A 19,008-nucleotide genomic window follows, 5' to 3' on the forward strand; every position below is an offset into this window, starting at 1 on the left:
ATGGAACTTACTTTTTGAGATTGTTAATGAATTTAGTGAATGTGTGGGACCACTTAGTCTTAATCCTTGTTTTAATGGAACTTACTTTTTGAGTCAGAATTTAGAGGAAACTCTACAGGAAATCTAGTTGGTGTCTTAATCCTTGTTTTAATGGAACTTACTTTTTGAGAAAAAAAGTAAATCATAGTTTGTAACCTCTTCACGGGAGTCTTAATCCTTGTTTTAATGGAACTTACTTTTTGAGCAATTAGTACGCCCTGGGTATGTTCTAACAGACATGAGTCTTAATCCTTGTTTTAATGGAACTTACTTTTTGAGCCGTGTACGACGAGCTATATGCTTCTGGTATACGTGAGTCTTAATCCTTGTTTTAATGGAACTTACTTTTTGAGTTTAAGTAAAAGTCAAAAGTTAGAGCTTTTATACAAGTGTCTTAATCCTTGTTTTAATGGAACTTACTTTTTGAGAGGACAAGAAAAGTCCTACCTTTTATTACAATAGCGATAAGTCTTAATCCTTGTTTTAATGGAACTTACTTTTTGAGCTTTGTGAATCCATGGAGAATAGTAATGAATCTGAAATTGTCTTAATCCTTGTTTTAATGGAACTTACTTTTTGAGTGTTTTACAGATTACTTTTCTAAAAGAATTGGCGAAGTGTCTTAATCCTTGTTTTAATGGAACTTACTTTTTGAGCAATAACGACTTCTTGTTACCCACTGAAGTAGAGGCATGTCTTAATCCTTGTTTTAATGGAACTTACTTTTTGAGCAATTAGTACGCCCTGGGTATGTTCTAACAGACATGAGTCTTAATCCTTGTTTTAATGGAACTTACTTTTTGAGTTTAAGTAAAAGTCAAAAGTTAGAGCTTTTATACAAGTGTCTTAATCCTTGTTTTAATGGAACTTACTTTTTGAGAGGACAAGAAAAGTCCTACCTTTTATTACAATAGCGATAAGTCTTAATCCTTGTTTTAATGGAACTTACTTTTTGAGACTTATTGTTCGTCCGACACGAATAGCTTCCAAAGAAGTCTTAATCCTTGTTTTAATGGAACTTACTTTTTGAGGAATTTAAAGAAGCTGGTTTTGAAGGAACAGAACTTGAGTCTTAATCCTTGTTTTAATGGAACTTACTTTTTGAGGAATTTAAAGAAGCTGGTTTTGAAGGAACAGAACTTGAGTCTTAATCCTTGTTTTAATGGAACTTACTTTTTGAGACTCGTGAAGAGTATACAGATGCCCTAAAAACAGATTGTCTTAATCCTTGTTTTAATGGAACTTACTTTTTGAGTCGAGAGAAAGTTTGTATATCATAGCCCTGTTACTGGTCTTAATCCTTGTTTTAATGGAACTTACTTTTTGAGACTTATTGTTCGTCCGACACGAATAGCTTCCAAAGAAGTCTTAATCCTTGTTTTAATGGAACTTACTTTTTGAGGAATTTAAAGAAGCTGGTTTTGAAGGAACAGAACTTGAGTCTTAATCCTTGTTTTAATGGAACTTACTTTTTGAGACTCGTGAAGAGTATACAGATGCCCTAAAAACAGATTGTCTTAATCCTTGTTTTAATGGAACTTACTTTTTGAGTCAATCGAGCAAACGCTAAAACAGCAAGATATGATTAGTCTTAATCCTTGTTTTAATGGAACTTACTTTTTGAGATTATGCCAGAAAAAGCTGCAGGAAAGATGAAAGACGCGTCTTAATCCTTGTTTTAATGGAACTTACTTTTTGAGAACTATAAATTATGAACTTAAACATTCCTGGTGTAAGTCTTAATCCTTGTTTTAATGGAACTTACTTTTTGAGATAACTTAACTTATTACATGGAATATTTCATAAAAATGTCTTAATCCTTGTTTTAATGGAACTTACTTTTTGAGCTAATCAAGAGCTAACTGAAGCCATTAATGAGCGTATGTCTTAATCCTTGTTTTAATGGAACTTACTTTTTGAGTCTTGGTTCAAGTATGGGCAACAAACAAAGAGTGTGAAAAGTCTTAATCCTTGTTTTAATGGAACTTACTTTTTGAGCCAGTCACTTGAACTTCTAGGAATAGAAGTAATTAAAGTCTTAATCCTTGTTTTAATGGAACTTACTTTTTGAGAACACAGCAAATCAAGGTTCCTTAGAGGTATTAGTGGTCTTAATCCTTGTTTTAATGGAACTTACTTTTTGAGATAAAACAAATTTCGATAAACAAAACAAAATATTTTGTCTTAATCCTTGTTTTAATGGAACTTACTTTTTGAGTTGACTTGAAGGACGGAAAAAAAGGATTGAATGCAAGTCTTAATCCTTGTTTTAATGGAACTTACTTTTTGAGTCCTTGAAAAAAACGGTTACAAATTAATAAGTAAAAAGTCTTAATCCTTGTTTTAATGGAACTTACTTTTTGAGACAAAGATTATTTAAGTAAACCAAACCAAGGACTACCTGTCTTAATCCTTGTTTTAATGGAACTTACTTTTTGAGAATTAGCAGAAGCTATTGATGAAAGAATAGCTGATTGTCTTAATCCTTGTTTTAATGGAACTTACTTTTTGAGTTAAAACTTTATTAGCTAAACCTTATAAGCTTGTGTGTCTTAATCCTTGTTTTAATGGAACTTACTTTTTGAGCTGGAAGTAAAGGAGTCTAATGCTGGAAACCTCGTACTGTCTTAATCCTTGTTTTAATGGAACTTACTTTTTGAGCCCAAAGAATTTGGGATAACTATGAACGGGAACAAGGTCTTAATCCTTGTTTTAATGGAACTTACTTTTTGAGTGGAAAAAGATGTCATTTACCAAAATCAGAAACACTAGTCTTAATCCTTGTTTTAATGGAACTTACTTTTTGAGAAAGAACAAATCTTCGAGAAGTACAAAGAAAACCGTCTTAATCCTTGTTTTAATGGAACTTACTTTTTGAGGACAACTTATTAGTTGAAGTGTGGGCTAATAACAGGTCTTAATCCTTGTTTTAATGGAACTTACTTTTTGAGTCAACGTAGAAAAACTAAACTACTATGGTTCAGGAATGGGTCTTAATCCTTGTTTTAATGGAACTTACTTTTTGAGGCTAAGTACATGCATTGGCTTAGAGTTATGGAAGAAAGGTCTTAATCCTTGTTTTAATGGAACTTACTTTTTGAGAAGAAGTACCATACATCTATAAGTATAAGTTAGCGATTGTCTTAATCCTTGTTTTAATGGAACTTACTTTTTGAGCCTGAAACACATGCGTTACATAATATGCGTGTGTATGTCTTAATCCTTGTTTTAATGGAACTTACTTTTTGAGCAATGCTGACGTTTTTATCATCCCTAACGGATTGGTGTCTTAATCCTTGTTTTAATGGAACTTACTTTTTGAGACAATGTTTTAACTTCTGTGAAAGCAGGTGATAGTTTGTCTTAATCCTTGTTTTAATGGAACTTACTTTTTGAGATTAATTTTAAACCTTTAAAACTTTTACAATGGATAGTCTTAATCCTTGTTTTAATGGAACTTACTTTTTGAGTTTTTTAGAAAGATATTTTAAAGATGGATGCCCTTACAGTCTTAATCCTTGTTTTAATGGAACTTACTTTTTGAGTATCAAGTATAGCAAAGAGGAAACTAAAGTCCTTAAGTCTTAATCCTTGTTTTAATGGAACTTACTTTTTGAGCGTTTTTAACAAAGGACGTAGAAAGTGTTTCCGAATTGTCTTAATCCTTGTTTTAATGGAACTTACTTTTTGAGTTTTTTGTTATAACGGTATTACCGAGTTCAATCGTGTCTTAATCCTTGTTTTAATGGAACTTACTTTTTGAGCGTTTACAAGGATTTATCAGGTGCAGAAGCTGTCTATGGTCTTAATCCTTGTTTTAATGGAACTTACTTTTTGAGACTGTTATTTCTTTATTGGAGGAAAGATTAAATTTATTGTCTTAATCCTTGTTTTAATGGAACTTACTTTTTGAGACCTGAATTTCTAAACCGCTAAAAATCAATTTATTAAGATCAATTTTCTTAATAAAACCTTGATATAAACCATATTTTAGTACCTTTTTTTGCGTTTGCAAAACTATAAATTATTTTTAACTAAAGTACATATAATATTTAATTATTCTTTAAAAACTTTTAATTTTTGAGCAAAACTTTTTGCCCAAAGCTCAATATGGTTGGTACGAGATCTGCTATTGCCTTTAATCGGTATAATTTCATCCATATAATTATTAAAACTATTTACTAATATTCGTTTACCATTTTCATTTAACAACCAAACCTGGTTATTAATATCAAAAAAATCTGGAAACATTATTTTTTGCATGCATAAATCTACTACAACAAAATCTGCCCAAACTCTAAAAATCTCTATAACATCATACACTAAAACAGGTCTGTTATAGGTATCTCTATGAAAAACACCCAAATAAGGGTCTATACCCGCTACTATTAAGGCACGCTCTACATGTATATAAAGTATGCCGTAACAATAATTTAGCATGGCATTAAACATATCAAATGCAGGATGCTGGCTTCTCTTTTTAAACTTATACATATCTGGTAAATTGTTATTTAAAACTTCAAAATACAATTTAGAACTATACCCTTCTATCCCCCTTATTTTATCAGTAATTAATTTAGTATTTTCTTCTTTTAAGTTTATCAATTTTTCTATGGACTTTTGTAACTTTTTATAGCTAATTTCTATATGCTGCTTATTAGAGTAATCATATTTTTGTAACGAAATTATGAGCGTTTGCTGGTTTTCTATCTTTTGTTGCATTAAGTTCTTAATCCATACAATGGCTGCATTAGATTTGCTAAATGCAGCTTGGTTTTTACGTATACTAGAAATACTACCGTATTTAGAACTCCAAATACGCCCTTTTGGCGTACCTGTTTTGCCTATTAAAATAACTTCAATTTCATGCGCTATCGCTAAAAACAAAACGTTAGATGTTAATTGAACAGATTTGTTAAGTAATATAGATTTTACCTTAGAAACCGGCACATTATGGTATTCTTTTTCATACCCTACAACAAACATATCGTTCTTCACCTTTATACTTGCACCGTATTTATTTATCACCAACTGCATTGCTTATATAAATAAGGTTGCTTTGTGATGCACAATAATATCAAAATCAATATTTTCTCCAATTATGGTTGTTTTGTTTAAAATATCTTCTCCAATTGGTATGATAAAAATAGAATCTTTGTTGGTATACATATCATTAATCTCTTTTAATGTTTGTTGAATTTTTTGGTACAATTCTCTTTTAATATTTCCAAAAAAAACAGAAAGTTGCACTCTTACTAATCCGTTTCTTTCTAAATAAGTAGAAACATAAGTTCTTATTTTAGAATCGCTTATATCATAAATTATATAAATATAAACACTATTTAGGTTTTTTTTATTTTTACTAATCAGCTCCATAATTTTCGAAATTCTTACATTTATAGCCTCTAAACCATCTACTAATGGTTTTGCCTCTTCAACAAGTTGATTTAGATTAGTCAACCCCGCCATCCGCCTCTTTTGTGTTAATGCTATCAAATTCAAATGCGGATCTTTCTTCTTCTTCTTCATAATTGTCTGAATTGGTATTGTAGATTAAATTTTCTATTATTAAAACGCTTGCTTCTGCTAATTGCGCTGCCGGTTTTTGCGCTAGGTTTTTTACAACCGTAAACCCTTTTTTACCATAATAAATATTAATAATTGTATTTAAACTTGTATCGCCAATCTTAAGTTTTAAGCCGTAATTAATTTCATCTATACTTATTACATTTACATGATGTTTACTAAAATTAGTTGGTAATAGTTCTTTAAGTTCTTTTAATGGTGCAGGTACCGTGTATTGTTTTTGTTTTTTAAGTGTTTTAGGTTTTAGTGTTTTTAATATCTCTGCATACGTTTGGTTAGAGATGGCTGGTTTACCCGGTTTTATTGCTGCACTATTATCTTTATTAAGAACATCTTCTATCTCATCTATAAAAGGAAACATGGTATCTGAGTAAAAATCTACCTCTAAATTGGTTGCATTATTATTATAATACACATTTTCATCATAAGACAAAAAACATATTCTAGTAGCATCACTTGTACTAAAATCTACATAATTTTCTAGAACATACTGTTTTGCAAAACTTCTAGAAAATATCTGATAAAAATTACTGTATTCTTTTAAAGAAGCAATAGGGTTGCTTAATTTAAAGACAACTTTTAGACCGGTACCACTTGGCGAAATAAACGCTAACTTTACTCTTGCATCTTTACATATTGTTTCTTTTAATGTCGTAATTTTCTCTTCATCTCCGTAAGCATCAATATCTATAATAAGAAAATCTACTTTACAAAAGTTTTCTGAACATCGAAAATTATCTTTAAACTCTGCTCCAATAAAATAAGGTAATTTTCTTTTTAAAAAACCGAAAGATGCTTTATCTATACCCCTTACCTTTCTTAGTTTATCAACGGTATATTTTAAAGATTTGTCTGAGAATTTTTGTATTAAATTACTCATAGATATGGCACTAAGAGGCACTGTGTTAGATTTTGAAATGTCTGTACTGTAATAAACCATTAGATTTTGTTTTTTAAATTGTGAATAATTAACTTAAATATTTATGTTTTCTTTTGATGTTTTTCCAGGCTTTTAAGTTTTTATAAACCGTAATAATTGCTGCTCCACTTGCATCTGTCATGACCACTAAATTCATTAAAGAATCTCTTTTTAAAGATTTTGGTACTTCTTTTTTGCCAGTGTTTTTTAAACTGTAAAAACAAAAGCCTTGTTTATAAATTGGCGTGGCATTTTCTAAGATAAAAACAATACTTTCGTTATTTACTCCGCGTTGTTTAGATCTTTTATTAGAATGATCTGTATGGCTATGCATTTGATTAATAGAAGTACTTATTAAATTTGAATTCATAATTGTAAGTTTTAAATAATTAGTTTAAATTTGAGTTATAATTATAATATAGATCTCACTTAGAAATCTATCTTCCAAGCCAAAAAAATGCCTGTTAGCTACTCTCCACATCTTAGATTAAAAGAATTAGAAAAACTATTACAAAATACCTTGCATTATCCAGAAGGTTGCGAAAAAGAAGAATATCAGGGCGTTTGGACAAAACAAGAGTTAGCCGAAAAAATTTCTGAAATATTTAGTTTAGAGAGAACTCTAACAACTAAAACAATAGAAAATGATCTTAAAAAAATGGAAGAAGACTACCACGCTCCCATCGATAAAAAAAACATTTATTTACAAGGTTTTAAAGTAAAATCTAATGGTACAAATGTAAAAAAAGTAGGTTATTTTTATTACGATACAAAAATCTCTATATTTAATAATAATAATTTATCGCAAGAAGATTTAAAAAACTTAAGAACTGTGGTAGATATGCTCAAGCAGTTTAAAGGTTTTAGTTATTTTGAAGATGTAGATGTATTGATAGATAAATTAGAGTTAAAGGCTTCTAAAAATAACCATGCTTCAATAATTTTTGAAACTATAGATGAGTTTACGGGCTTAGAACATGTAGATCTCATTGCAAGTGCCATTAAAAATAGCAAAGTTTTAAAAATAAAATACCAGCCTTTTTATGAAAGTAAACCGGTAACCTATACAATACACCCATACCAACTTAGAGAATATAACAATCGTTGGTTTGTTTTAGCACATACAGAAGAGTTTAAAGAAAGAAAATTAGGTGTTTATGGTTTATCTAGAATAACAGAAGAACCAAAATTAATAGCTAAAACTTTTATTAAAACCTACACCAATTTAGTAAAAACTTATTTTAAAGATATTATTGGTGTTACCAACTTCTTAGATGATAAAGTAGAACATGTTGTTTTTGAAGCTTATGGTATGCGTGCAAATTACATTAAAACCAAACCTTGGCACCCTAGTCAACAAATTGTTTCCGAAACAGCAGATACCTGCACTTTTTCTTTAGATATTAAAATTAATAATGAGCTTATAGCGTTAATCTTACAATTTGGTCTTGATATTAAAATATTAGAACCTGCATCTTTACAAAATACTATTATCGATACATTAAAAAAAGCGACAGATTTATATGCTTAATAATTAAAACTGAAATGTAATTTTTTTCCAGCGCTGGTTATTACAATATTTTAAGGTTAATCTTGCATTTTTAACGGAATGTTTAAGTTCTTGTAAAAACTCAAGAACAGCTTGTAAATTATTTTCTGGCACAAATAACTCGGCATTTTTAAACTGATCTAATTCGTTAATAAGAGACGCAAAACCATCTTCATGATTATTTTCTTTAAAATAAATAATACTTCCTTCAGAAGTGTATTTTTTAGCAATATATTTAATAGAATCTGTTTCTTTGTAAACGACAGTTTGTTTATCTAAAGCAAATTGAGTTGTATTTTTCATATCATTATTTTTAATTGGGTAATCTCTATTTTTTACTATTCTTACTATTTTTATTATTATTACTATTTTCTAAAATGGCTGCTACTAAAGCTAAAGCCGCGAATGCTATTTTATACATAATTTTACTTTTTTTTTGATGATTTAAATGATTTTTTACTTTTCTAATTCTTGTCTTTATTTATTCATGATTACTTTCTTTAACTGCTTTTTCTTCTTCTTGATCTACATAAATTTTTGCTATCGTTAATGCTGCTCCTAAAACTGTTAATATTAATTTTACGTTCATAATTTTACTTTTTTTAATGATTAAAATGATTTGTTACTTGTCTAATTTATTGCTGTTCTCGTTATCTGAATAATTCTTTACTAAGTCAATTGCCAATTCTAAAATGGTTATTATTGTTTTTGTGTTCATAATTTTTGTCTTTTGTTGATGAATAATAATTTGTTACTTCCCTATTTTTTGTTCTTGTTTTTGTCGTTATTTGAATAATTATCTACCAAGGCGATTGCCAATCCTAAAAAGGCTTTGATTACTGCTGGATTCATAATTCTATTTTTTTGTTGATTAATAATAATTTGTTACTTCTCTAATTTTTGTCTTTGTTTATTGATGATTACTTTCTTTAACTGCTTTTTGTTCTTCCTGATCTACATAAATTTTTGCTATTGTTAGTGCTGCTCCTAAAAGTGCTAATATTGTTTTTGCGTTCATAATTTTTGTCTTTTGTTGATTAATAATAATTTGTTACTTCCCTATTTTTTGTTCTTGTTTTTGTTGTTATTTGAATAATTATCTACTAAGGCGATTGCCAATCCATAAAATGGCTCTGATTACTGCTGGATTCATAATTTTAATTTTTTGTTGATTAATAATAATTTGTTAGTTCTTTAATTTTTGTCTTTGTTTATTGATGATTACTTTCTTTAACTGCTTTTTGTTCTTCCTGATCTACATAAATTTTTGCTATTGTTAGTGCCGCTCCTAAAAGCGCTAGTATTGTTTTTGCGTTCATAATTTTTGTCTTTTGTTGATTAATAATAATTTGTTACTTCCCTATTTTTTGTTCTTGTTTTTGTCGTTATCTGAATAATTATCTACTAAGGCGATTGCCAATCCTAAAATGGCTGTGATTACTGCTGGATTCATAATTCTATTTTTTTGTTGATTAATAATAATTTGTTACTTCTCTAATTTTTGTTCTTGTTTTTGTCGTTATCTGAATAATTATCTACTAAGGCGATTGCCAATCCTAAAATGGCTGTGATTACTGCTGGATTCATAATTCTATTTTTTTGTTGATTAATAATAATTTGTTACTTCTCTAATTTTTGTCTTTGTTTATTGATGATTACTTTCTTTAATTGCTTTTTGTTCTTCCTGATCTACATAAATTTTTGCTATTGCTAGTGCCGCTCCTAAAAGCGCTAGTATTGTTTTTGTGTTCATAATTTTTGTCTTTTGTTGATTAATAATAAGTTGTATACTTAGTAATATAATGTTCGCTTAGAAAATTTGTTTCCAAGTGGTTTTTTTTAGTTATTTACCTTCTATACTAACAATATAACTTTCGCATAGAAATCTATTTACCAACTGAAAAACTATATCGGAATCACTTCCAGAATTTCATTTTCACTAGAACTTCTTAAATAGCGTGTATACGCAGCAATATTTTTAATTTTATCATAAATTCTTATAGATCCATCACTGTATTTTACTTGAATGGTGCTTCCTCCTAGTTGACGTGATAATGGGTTCGTTCTATATTCGTCTGCTACTGAAAATGAATTGTTTGATTCCTGTACTAAATTGTTAATAATTGAAGTTCTGTTATAAGACATGGTTTATGGTTTTAGTTATTTACTTTCTATACTAACAATATAACCGTCGCATAGAAATCTATTTACCAACTGAAAAACTATATCGGAATCACTTCCAGAATTTCATTTTTACTAGAATTTGTTAAATAGCGTGTATACGCAGCAATATTTTTAATTTTATCATAAATTCTTATAGATCCATCGCTGTACTTTACTTGAATGGTGCTTCCTCCTGGTTGACGTGATAATGGGTTCGTTCTATATTCGTCTGCTACGTAAAGTGAATTGTTTGATTCTTGTACTAAATTGTTAAAAATTGAAGTTCTGTTATAAGACATGGTTGATGGTTTTAGTTATTTACTTTCTATACTAACAATATAAGCGTCGCATAGAAATCTATTTACCAACTCAAAAATTATATCGGAATCACTTCCAGAATTTCACTTTTATTAGAATTTCTTAAATAGCGTGTATACGCAGCAATATTTTTAATTTTATCATAAATTCTTATAGATCCATCACTGTACTTTACTTGAATAGTGCTTCCTCCTGGTTGACGTGATAATGGGTTCGTTCTATATTCGTCTGCTACGTAAAGTGAATTGTTTGATTCTTGTACTAAATTGTTAAAAATTGAAGTTCTGTTATAAGACATGGTTGATGGTTTTAGTTATTTACTTTCTATACTAACAATATAAGCGTCGCATAGAAATCTATTTACCAACTCAAAAATTATATCGGAATCACCTCCAGAATTTCACTTTTATTAGAATTTCTTGCATAGCTTGGATGCTTCTCTAGGTTTTTCCCTTTTTCCTTTTCTAAATAAATTTGAGCTACTACTGTTGCGAATCCTAAAATGGCTACTACTACTTTTACATCCATAATTTTTGTTTTTATTGGTTTATGATTATTATTTTTCAGTTATTTACTTTCTATACTAACAATATAACTTTCGCATAGAAATCTATTTTCAATCTGAAAAACTATATCGGAATCACTTCTAAAATTTCTTTTTTATGAGCACTTTTCTATGATTTCTGTATTGCTCATAATTCCACTTTTTAAACTGCTACTACTTCTATTTTAATTCTTGACAAATTTATAAAAATACTATGCAATATAATTGCACAAATAATGTCACATTCATAATTTTTCATTTGTCCGAGTTTTTTTTCAAAGGTTTTTACATTTTTAATTTTATCAGAAATTCTAATAGATTCATTACCGTATTTTACTTTCATGGTATTTCCTCCTAGTTGATGTGATAATGGGTTTGCTCCAGATACGTCTGCTACAAAAAATGAATTGTTTGATTCTTGTCCTAAATTGTTAAAATTTAATTTCTTTTATAAGACATGGTTTATGGTTTTAGTTATTTGCTTCCTATACAAACAATATAACTTTCGCTTAGAAATCTATTTACCTACTGAAATTTATGAAGCATTTCATAGCCATAAATACCATAAAAAAAGGCATAGGTATAAGAAGCAATTCCTAAAATTTTATAAAATATAATGAAGTTTAATAGCTGTAAGCTAATAGGAATACGAATATAATTCTTTGGATGCTCTGGTTACAGCAGTATAATTCCAACGTAAGTCTTTCCAATTCGTATTTTTATGTAGATACACGTTTTCCCATTCTCCTCCCTGAGATTTGTGTACGGTTAAAGCATAACCAAATTTGGCTTGCATTGCACTCATATAAGGATCATCATCAGCATTTTTAGATTTTTTGTAACAGTTATTAACTTTAGACTGCTCAATTGCCAATTTTATAAATATTTCCTTACTCAAGTAATCTGTCTCTATATATAAAAAGTCGGTTAATATTTTTGTAGTTACATATATCGAATCCTGATTTAAGTCTGTAAATTCAACTTTTACCGTGTGAAACAACAAACCACCTTTAACACCATCCTCGTTAACTACTTTCACAATTTTACCTGTTTCACCTTTTGGAATAAGGACAGCTCCGTCTGCGTATTTGGAGTTTAAATAAATGATATCACCAACTTCAATTGCTTTTACTTGAGGCCCAAAAATATTTTTCCGAACATCAAGGTTCATTTGTAAGACACTCTTTCTTGTCCATCCCAGAGCGATGGCTTTTTCTAGTTTTGAAGCATTAAATTTTAAAGAAAAATCTTGAATAAACTGCTGGTAAGACTGAAAATTATTGGGGATATTTAAATGTAGAGTCTTGTTATTTAAATCAATTTTATTTTTTACCTGTTGAGCAAGTTCAAGAATATACGAATCGCTTTCTTGACGTAATATTTTTGTAAGTTCAAATTTCTCAATCTCCTTCAAGTAGTGTTCTTTCATATACGCTATATCTAACGCAGGCGCAATGCCAAAATATCCAATTGGAGGAAGTTGGTAGCTATCCCCAACAAATAATATTTTGTTTTCAGCACCTAAATAGCTTACGTGTCTATGCAAGTCTTTTAATAAAGAGTTTTTTGAAATTAAATTTCCTTCTTCTACTGCCTCGTCAGATATCATTGAAGATTCATCAATGATGTATAAGGTTTTAGTTGCTTGGATTTCTTCTAAATCATCATCAAATAACATACTGTTTATTTTAGGAACAAACATGCTCTGAATTAAAACGCCATCTTTATTTTTAATTTCTTTAATTTTATAGATTTCAGAATGAATAGTATTTGTTTTAACACCCGTTTTTTTTGATAAAACTTTAGCTGCTCTATTCGTTGGAGCTAATAAAACTACTTCATCTACATAATATCTTACGTCATTAATAATACTTTTTATAACCGTTGTTTTTCCTGTACCAGCAGCCCCTGTTAAAATAAAAATATCTTGTTTGGAGTTAACAAACGCTCTAATAATAACAACTGCCTCTTTTTGATTTTTTGTTAAAGTAATTTTTGAATTTTTCATGTGTGTTAGTTTAATTTAAACACAGTATATCCTTTAGTATGGAAATCTATTTTCTAAGTCAATTATTTCTGATATTTTCTAAATTGAACATGCTTAAAATTCTTAGAAATTTTAATAGATCCATCTGGTAAATACTCTTCTTCATGAACTCTTTTAGAGGTTGCATAAATGGGGATAAAATCTTGTTCTAAACACCAGTTAATAATATTAAAAGTTACCCCAAAATCTCCCTGAACAATCACAAAATCACTTATAGATGCTTCTGCTATTAACCATTTTTTAATGGGTGCAATAATTGCTACGATGTCTTTGGGTTCTGGAGGAATATTTCCCCATAAATTTTGCAGTTCTACAGGTAACCTTACAATATCGGTAACTTTATAAGTAGTTTTTAACTCTACTATTTGATCCTCTACTAAGTTATGAGAAAATAATACAAATACTTTTTTTTTCATTTTAATTTTAATTTAGCGAGACTATTATTTCATCAATCTAGTTGCCTTACTTAATTGGTTTTCTAAATTATTAAAATCGTTTAAATAGGTGTCATGTCTTTTATCTAACATATGAGCCACATTGTTACGAATTTTGTTTACAGACTTAAAAAGTTTATATAATTCTTTATCAATTCTAGACAATTCTCTTTTTGCTTGATTTCTTATCTCCTCATTAGAAGATTTGTCAAAATCAATCTTCTCAGCGGCATACGTTATTATAGATTCTGTAAGGGTTAAATAAGAAACGCCAAACATTTTTTTTGAAAAATACCATTTCGCTAGGTCTAATTGAAATAAGGAATTCTTTTTAGAAGTATCAAAACTATTTTTAAAATCTTGAAAAGCTTTTTCTGCAATTAATCGTTCTATTGAATCTAATTCAGAAAAATCGAATTTTAAAATACGTTCGTATTGTTTTTTTATTTCATGTGAATAATTAAGACTTAAAGCTGTAGAAAAATTCTTAATTAATTTAGATAAATCCTTATTTTTAGTTTCAAGTAATTTAGCTAATGCAAAACCATCTGCTTTTTCGGTAAAGGTATTGGCAGCTTTAATATTCTCATGTAATTCAGATATGACATCTAACTGCACTATAGGAGCGATATAATTATTCTCTCTCATAATATCTAGCATTCCATAAGAGATCCCTTTAATTTCAAAATTCTTTTTACTTACATCTTTTAAATAATTTAAAACATTCATTAATAATAGCGGAAGAGATCTAAAACTATGTGTTATATCTAGGTACACTTCATCTCCATCATTTATTAATTCTTCTATTTTTAAGACTTGTTGTATGTTAAAATCCAACTCCTCTTTATTTAACCCGTACTGAATTAAAATTGGGATTAATTTTTTTTGATGTTCAAAATGTTTTAAAATTTTGTCTTCATTCTCTAATACTTTAGAATCTTTATTAAATTGTGGTACAACGTCATGTAATTCTAGATAATTATCTGCAAACTCTCCATCTTCACCAATATAGGTTCTATAGACTTCTTCCCACATAGATCTTAATGTACCTATATAAAGTATCTTATCTACATTATAATGCGTATCTAGAACCTTCGTTACAAACGATTCTTCGTATATCTGTTTATCTATTTCATATTTTACAGTTCTATATTCTCTTTTTTCTTTTTTACTTTTATCATTATCAACGCTCCCCGTTCCTAAAAAACTTATTAAAATTTTTGCCATATCTATACTATTTTTTTTAAACAGTCCTTTGCAATATCAGCATCGTACCACTTGGTAATTCTCTTTTCGTTTCCTTTACCTTCTTGCCAGCCATAAGCTAACTTTTTATTCTGTAATTCTAGTTTACCTATTTTAATAAGTAAGGCTAAATGCTCTTCTTCAAAACCAGAGCCTAAAATCGTTTTGTTTGGCAATTTTTTAACCCAATTATCTGTATTATTCGCAAATTGCTTAAAATTATCTTTATTCTTAATATTTTCGGGAACTCCAGAAACTGCTTTTAATTTACGTAAAGCCGCCTCTACTTTGTCTTTATATATTGAAAATTTATAGGTATTCAAAAAGTTTTCAAACTCAGGTATTGAATTAGAACTCATCGCAGTAGTATACGCTTCTGTTTCTTGTTGTTTTGCTTTTTCAAGTTCAATGGATGCTATAAACTGAGGTAGACTTCCATCTTCTTTTACAAGCATAGCTTCTTTATATATTTTTAAAGCTAATACAAATTTACCATCTTTTTTAGCTTGTTCGGCTTCTCGTATTTTAGTATCAAATTTTAATTTTAAAGCGGCTTCTCTTTTTAACTTTTTCTCATGTAAAATTTCTTGTTTTGCATGCATTTCCTTTTTAAATTCTGAAGTCAATAAAGATTGAGGGCCAGTAAATGAATTTAGACTAGAATACTCTGCTAAATATTTACTCTCTGCTTTGTAATTAATAAAATCATTTTCACCTTTACCCCTTCCCATAACAGGGTTTACTAAAGTGGCTTCTGCTTCTTTGCTAGGAGAAGAGATTAATGCGAATAACTCTCCAATAGCTTTTTGCTCAATCCAGTTACTTCCAAGAAAAGTATTCATTGCATACTCAAAAATCTGCATTTCATTCGTAAACTTCTCTATAGTATTCACTTCTACCTTAATTTTACCAAAGCCCAATGATTTTGCCAATCCTAAATTATGAAAACCGTCTTTTTTTGCATGAAATGAAATTGCAGAGACTAAAGCCCCTAACTCAACAGGTCTTAGGTTATGATACCTAATTTTAGTAGTAAATACACTTCCTTTTTCTAAAGGCCTAAATGTTGTAAATACCTTTTTATTTTTTAATTGATCGCTAGAGTATTTGATATTTTTAACATCATTATGAACAGGATATTTTTTAAATCCTTTTAAATTTCCTTGTTTTTGATACGCATTTTTTCCAATTGATTTATCTAAATAAAATGGAAAAAAAGAAGCTTTTGGCCCTCCTAAAATTTCTTCATATTTTTCATTACTAACGACCGCATTAGCACTTTTAGCATGCCCGAACATGACACGACCTTTTAAAGCCTCACTCTCTTCACCTAAATTAGTATATCCAAAAATCGTTGTTGCTAAATCTTGTGAGATATCTTCTTTATTATAGCCAACTATAGGAAACATTTCGTGAATACTGTTTTCGTAAGGCAACTTATACATAAATGCTAACCCAAAATGTTTAATATCTTTCTCACTCTTATTAAAAAAAACAGGAACAGCCTCTCCTTTAACTAATCTTTCACGCCAAAACTCCCAAGCTTTAGAAATATTTACTTTATCATGGTCTAAATAAATAAATTTAAAATCTTTTTGTTGTTTATCTGTTACCTCATAGGTAGTTTTTGTTTCATGAAAAAGCACAAATTCATGGGCTTTTCCCGAAGGTCTACCTCCTCCTCCTCCTTCTTTACGTTGACTAGATTGCCCTGTAAATACAATCGTACCACTTTTCCCCTCATCATCATGAACTGCCACAGATTTATTTTTCCCTTGAACAGAACTAAAAGAATTAGAAAGTTCTTTTCCTTTTACTTTATTATACTTATCAATAATAGAAGTATCAGAAGGTCTTGTTTTGTAATCAGACCTAAATGTTGTCCCTAAAACGGCATCAACTTCTTTATGATGTATATGCAGAAAATCACATTCTTCAATAAGCCATTTTCCTTCTCCTCCCATTTTCATCCATCCAGCACAAACTTTGTTTGTGTTATAAGATTTCATATATAGAGAATTTTGAGTTAAATCTCTAAATGAATATCGGTCATCATTTACCAAGTTTGGGTTTAACCTCGAAAAACTCATGATTTCTAATACAGAACGAAAAAGTCCTTTTAAAGAAGATCCTGGAATAAAGAAATGTTTCTTGCCTTCCTTATCAAAATAATGAGAGAACTCATTCGTTTCAGCATCTTTGTTATGTCCATTTCTTATAAAAATGGGGGTTTCGGCAGTTATTTTTAGCTCAATTTCTCCACTTTCTCCATCAGAAAAAGGCACATCGTGACTCACTTGGTTTGCCCATTCAGGTGTATATACTTGATCTTCATTTGGAGCAGGAACAAAATTATAAGTTGACTTTATCATAGTTTTTTATTATTTGGCTTTATTAAATCCACAAAATATAAGAGCTTTCATTTTTAAAACAGGCATCTCTTCGCATAAATGATCCTCTTCTTCTATCCAAACCTGCTTAAAGTTTACTTTACTAATGTCTTTTAAGCGATGAGGTAAATAAACTTTATTTTCTAAAACAGCTCCTTTTTCTTTCAATGCATTTAAATCATATTCAGCTATTTGATAGTTTCCGGTATGTTGTATATGTATAGCCGTTTTATTTTCTTTACAAAAAAGTAATGCTTCTATTATAAATGGGTTGATTGAAACAGCATCAAAATCGTATATTTCATTTAATACTACTTCTGGTTCGCTTTCATCAGACTTCCAAACATAACCTTCAAAAGCCATTTTGGGTATTTCTTTTAAATTATGATATATCGCTTTCATTAATTCTCATTTTTAGTGTTATAATTATACATTTCTATACCATTTTTCAGCACTACTCCTGTAAATACACCATGCCCTTTAGTGGTCATTCCTCCTAATGGTAGTAATCCTTTCGCAATATCTTTCAATGCTTCTTCAAAAGACTCCGTAATTATTTTATCATTCAACGCTTCTTTTGATTCTTTTACATACACATCAAAACAAAAACCATTTCCCAATAAATTACTCACCTTTTCACTAAACAAAGCACCATTAAGAGCACCACCCGTAAAACGGTCTATAGCAACGTGATTAAAAATTTTATTGTTAGCGATTTCTTCATCTGAATAATACCAATCATTTATAAATACATTTCCCGCTTGTGGCTCAGTAACGTCTTTACCTGCTTTACCAAATAAAGTTCCAACAGCTCTATTATTAGACCCAATAGCACCATTACCTTCATCTGCATATTGCTCTTGTTTTTTATTACAATGAAATGCAGTTCTATGAGCTATCGCTCCCTTAATAGAGGAGGCTGGTATTACTGTTTGCTTTTCGAATTCTTGTGTATTATTTTTATAAACAACAACCTCTTCTTCTAAAGGTTTATTATCGGCATCCTCGTCTCCAAAACCTTCACTAAAAACAAAAAAGGAATCAGGAGATAAATTCAGTCTATAATGTGTATATCCAGCAGTTGGACTCTTCTTTTCTTCTAAACCTATTTCTTTAAAAGGTAAACTGACATTAAATGAAGGACTAAAGTTTACATATGCTTTAAAATCTTCTTCAATTTCTAAGTTATATGTTTTATTAAATAATCCTATTACTTTTAAACTACCATAACCATTTCTGGTTCCTGAGCCAATTCTAAAGGTTGGACTTTGAACTTTTTCTATTAATGATGCCCAAATTTTATTATCATCTAGAGTGCCTTTTAACTCCATTTCAAACACAAATCGAACACCTTTATAAACAACTTCATTGTCAAAAAGTCCATTTGTTTCTGCAACCCCCTTTTCTGTTATCCGAACATGTTGTCGAGATGGTAAATTGTTAAACCTGGCTGTAACTTTAGGTTCAATATTTTCTAAAATTCCTTCACTAACTTTTGTATCGTTCAACATCATGCATGCAGCACTTAACTTCAATAATGAACCTGCTCCATCTTTTTTACTTTCAGCATCTCCAAATATTCGTGAACACCAGTCTTCATTGTTGAATGCATGCCTTAAAACACCTGTGAGTGAAGTTCCTAAAATCATAGGAAATCCATTGACATCTTTTTGTACAAGCGCATCTTTAAGTAATGAAGATTCTCCTGACCCCACAAACAAAGGGGTTTCCGCTTCTATAATAAATCTTGCGATATAACGTATCTTTTTCATAA

General features: G+C 29.5%; 17 protein-coding genes and 1 CRISPR repeat array (1 of these 18 running past the window's edge). Of the genes, 1 reads left to right on the top strand and 16 read right to left on the bottom strand.

All coding sequences use genetic code 11. The features are described from left to right. Positions 1 to 3,953: a CRISPR direct-repeat array (repeat unit 37 nt; unit sequence GTCTTAATCCTTGTTTTAATGGAACTTACTTTTTGAG); it begins 1,194 nt to the left of the window's first position. A 142-nt stretch (positions 3,954 to 4,095) separates the two neighbouring features. The 4 genes from cas1 to K8354_RS13170 are packed head-to-tail and all read right to left on the bottom strand — an operon-like array spanning position 4,096 to position 6,914. Then, a complete protein-coding gene (gene cas1, locus K8354_RS13155; protein ID WP_254713023.1) occupies positions 4,096 to 5,067 on the bottom strand; it encodes a CRISPR-associated endonuclease Cas1 in 972 nt (323 codons plus the stop codon). A 12-nt stretch (positions 5,068 to 5,079) separates the two neighbouring features. Further along, the gene (gene cas2, locus K8354_RS13160) at positions 5,080 to 5,508 is read right to left on the bottom strand and encodes a CRISPR-associated endonuclease Cas2 (protein WP_223440704.1); all 429 of its coding nucleotides are present in this window, start codon (positions 5,506 to 5,508) and stop codon (positions 5,080 to 5,082) included. Next, positions 5,492 to 6,565 carry a CRISPR-associated primase-polymerase type B gene (locus K8354_RS13165; RefSeq protein WP_223440706.1) on the bottom strand — a complete coding sequence of 358 codons (1,074 nt, stop codon included), beginning with the start codon at positions 6,563 to 6,565 and terminating at the stop codon, positions 5,492 to 5,494. The genes cas2 and K8354_RS13165 overlap by 17 nt, the downstream gene beginning before the upstream one ends. A gap of 28 nt (positions 6,566 to 6,593) precedes the next feature. Beyond that, positions 6,594 to 6,914: a hypothetical protein gene (locus K8354_RS13170; RefSeq protein WP_223440708.1), complete on the bottom strand. Its 321-nt coding sequence runs from the start codon at positions 6,912 to 6,914 to the stop codon at positions 6,594 to 6,596. Between the two features lie 87 nt (positions 6,915 to 7,001). Between K8354_RS13170 and K8354_RS13175 the strand changes: the two genes are divergently transcribed. After that, positions 7,002 to 8,075, top strand: coding sequence for a helix-turn-helix transcriptional regulator (locus K8354_RS13175; RefSeq protein ID WP_223440710.1), 1,074 nt, complete (start codon positions 7,002 to 7,004; stop codon positions 8,073 to 8,075). 3 nt (positions 8,076 to 8,078) lie between these two features. Here the strand turns inward: K8354_RS13175 and K8354_RS13180 are convergent, their stop codons facing one another. The 12 genes from K8354_RS13180 to K8354_RS13235 all read right to left on the bottom strand — a co-directional run bounded on the left by K8354_RS13180 (position 8,079) and on the right by K8354_RS13235 (position 19,006). After that, complete coding sequence (locus tag K8354_RS13180) at positions 8,079 to 8,396, bottom strand: hypothetical protein (RefSeq protein ID WP_223440712.1); 318 nt, start codon at positions 8,394 to 8,396, stop codon at positions 8,079 to 8,081. 1,602 nt (positions 8,397 to 9,998) lie between these two features. Continuing rightward, positions 9,999 to 10,238, bottom strand: coding sequence for a hypothetical protein (locus tag K8354_RS13185; protein WP_223440720.1), 240 nt, complete (start codon positions 10,236 to 10,238; stop codon positions 9,999 to 10,001). Between the two features lie 77 nt (positions 10,239 to 10,315). Further along, positions 10,316 to 10,555 (bottom strand): hypothetical protein, encoded by a 240-nt coding sequence (locus K8354_RS13190; RefSeq protein WP_223440722.1) that lies wholly within the window; start codon positions 10,553 to 10,555, stop codon positions 10,316 to 10,318. A gap of 77 nt (positions 10,556 to 10,632) precedes the next feature. Then, complete coding sequence (locus K8354_RS13195; protein ID WP_223440724.1) at positions 10,633 to 10,872, bottom strand: hypothetical protein; 240 nt, start codon at positions 10,870 to 10,872, stop codon at positions 10,633 to 10,635. Between the two features lie 77 nt (positions 10,873 to 10,949). Further along, positions 10,950 to 11,102 (bottom strand): hypothetical protein, encoded by a 153-nt coding sequence (locus tag K8354_RS13200; RefSeq protein ID WP_223440726.1) that lies wholly within the window; start codon positions 11,100 to 11,102, stop codon positions 10,950 to 10,952. Between the two features lie 179 nt (positions 11,103 to 11,281). After that, positions 11,282 to 11,461 carry a hypothetical protein gene (locus tag K8354_RS13205; RefSeq protein WP_223440728.1) on the bottom strand — a complete coding sequence of 60 codons (180 nt, stop codon included), beginning with the start codon at positions 11,459 to 11,461 and terminating at the stop codon, positions 11,282 to 11,284. Positions 11,462 to 11,755: 294 nt separating this feature from the next. Further along, positions 11,756 to 13,126 carry an ATP-dependent DNA helicase gene (locus K8354_RS13210; protein ID WP_223440730.1) on the bottom strand — a complete coding sequence of 457 codons (1,371 nt, stop codon included), beginning with the start codon at positions 13,124 to 13,126 and terminating at the stop codon, positions 11,756 to 11,758. A 62-nt stretch (positions 13,127 to 13,188) separates the two neighbouring features. Beyond that, complete coding sequence (csx20, locus tag K8354_RS13215) at positions 13,189 to 13,581, bottom strand: CRISPR-associated protein Csx20 (protein WP_223440732.1); 393 nt, start codon at positions 13,579 to 13,581, stop codon at positions 13,189 to 13,191. 24 nt (positions 13,582 to 13,605) lie between these two features. Beyond that, a complete protein-coding gene (csx2, locus tag K8354_RS13220; protein WP_223440738.1) occupies positions 13,606 to 14,826 on the bottom strand; it encodes a TIGR02221 family CRISPR-associated protein in 1,221 nt (406 codons plus the stop codon). Positions 14,827 to 14,828: 2 nt separating this feature from the next. Then, positions 14,829 to 17,216 carry a TIGR03986 family type III CRISPR-associated RAMP protein gene (locus K8354_RS13225; protein WP_223440745.1) on the bottom strand — a complete coding sequence of 796 codons (2,388 nt, stop codon included), beginning with the start codon at positions 17,214 to 17,216 and terminating at the stop codon, positions 14,829 to 14,831. Positions 17,217 to 17,225: 9 nt separating this feature from the next. Continuing rightward, positions 17,226 to 17,636, bottom strand: coding sequence for a TIGR04423 family type III CRISPR-associated protein (locus tag K8354_RS13230; RefSeq protein WP_223440753.1), 411 nt, complete (start codon positions 17,634 to 17,636; stop codon positions 17,226 to 17,228). Then, a complete protein-coding gene (locus K8354_RS13235) occupies positions 17,636 to 19,006 on the bottom strand; it encodes an RAMP superfamily CRISPR-associated protein (RefSeq protein WP_223440760.1) in 1,371 nt (456 codons plus the stop codon). The genes K8354_RS13230 and K8354_RS13235 overlap by 1 nt, the downstream gene beginning before the upstream one ends. Between the last annotated feature and the right edge of the window lie 2 nt (positions 19,007 to 19,008).

Source organism: Polaribacter litorisediminis (assembly GCF_019968605.1).
Classification (GTDB): domain Bacteria; phylum Bacteroidota; class Bacteroidia; order Flavobacteriales; family Flavobacteriaceae; genus Polaribacter; species Polaribacter litorisediminis.

Bases quoted from the DNA above. Each gene is read 5' to 3' on its own strand.
- csx2 (WP_223440738.1), bottom strand. From the start codon at position 14,826: ATGGCAAAAATTTTAATAAGTTTTTTAGGAACGGGGAGCGTTGATAAT.
- K8354_RS13195 (WP_223440724.1), bottom strand. From the start codon at position 10,872: ATGTCTTATAACAGAACTTCAATTTTTAACAATTTAGTACAAGAATCA.
- K8354_RS13165 (WP_223440706.1), bottom strand. From the start codon at position 6,565: ATGGTTTATTACAGTACAGACATTTCAAAATCTAACACAGTGCCTCTT.
- K8354_RS13230 (WP_223440753.1), bottom strand. From the start codon at position 17,636: ATGAAAGCGATATATCATAATTTAAAAGAAATACCCAAAATGGCTTTT.
- K8354_RS13180 (WP_223440712.1), bottom strand. From the start codon at position 8,396: ATGAAAAATACAACTCAATTTGCTTTAGATAAACAAACTGTCGTTTAC.
- K8354_RS13185 (WP_223440720.1), bottom strand. From the start codon at position 10,238: ATGTCTTATAACAGAACTTCAATTATTAACAATTTAGTACAGGAATCA.
- K8354_RS13175 (WP_223440710.1), top strand. From the start codon at position 7,002: ATGCCTGTTAGCTACTCTCCACATCTTAGATTAAAAGAATTAGAAAAA.
- K8354_RS13190 (WP_223440722.1), bottom strand. From the start codon at position 10,555: ATGTCTTATAACAGAACTTCAATTTTTAACAATTTAGTACAAGAATCA.
- K8354_RS13170 (WP_223440708.1), bottom strand. From the start codon at position 6,914: ATGAATTCAAATTTAATAAGTACTTCTATTAATCAAATGCATAGCCAT.
- K8354_RS13225 (WP_223440745.1), bottom strand. From the start codon at position 17,216: ATGATAAAGTCAACTTATAATTTTGTTCCTGCTCCAAATGAAGATCAA.
- K8354_RS13205 (WP_223440728.1), bottom strand. From the start codon at position 11,461: ATGAAAGTAAAATACGGTAATGAATCTATTAGAATTTCTGATAAAATT.
- K8354_RS13200 (WP_223440726.1), bottom strand. From the start codon at position 11,102: ATGGATGTAAAAGTAGTAGTAGCCATTTTAGGATTCGCAACAGTAGTA.
- cas2 (WP_223440704.1), bottom strand. From the start codon at position 5,508: ATGGCGGGGTTGACTAATCTAAATCAACTTGTTGAAGAGGCAAAACCA.
- csx20 (WP_223440732.1), bottom strand. From the start codon at position 13,581: ATGAAAAAAAAAGTATTTGTATTATTTTCTCATAACTTAGTAGAGGAT.
- K8354_RS13235 (WP_223440760.1), bottom strand. From the start codon at position 19,006: ATGAAAAAGATACGTTATATCGCAAGATTTATTATAGAAGCGGAAACC.
- K8354_RS13210 (WP_223440730.1), bottom strand. From the start codon at position 13,126: ATGAAAAATTCAAAAATTACTTTAACAAAAAATCAAAAAGAGGCAGTT.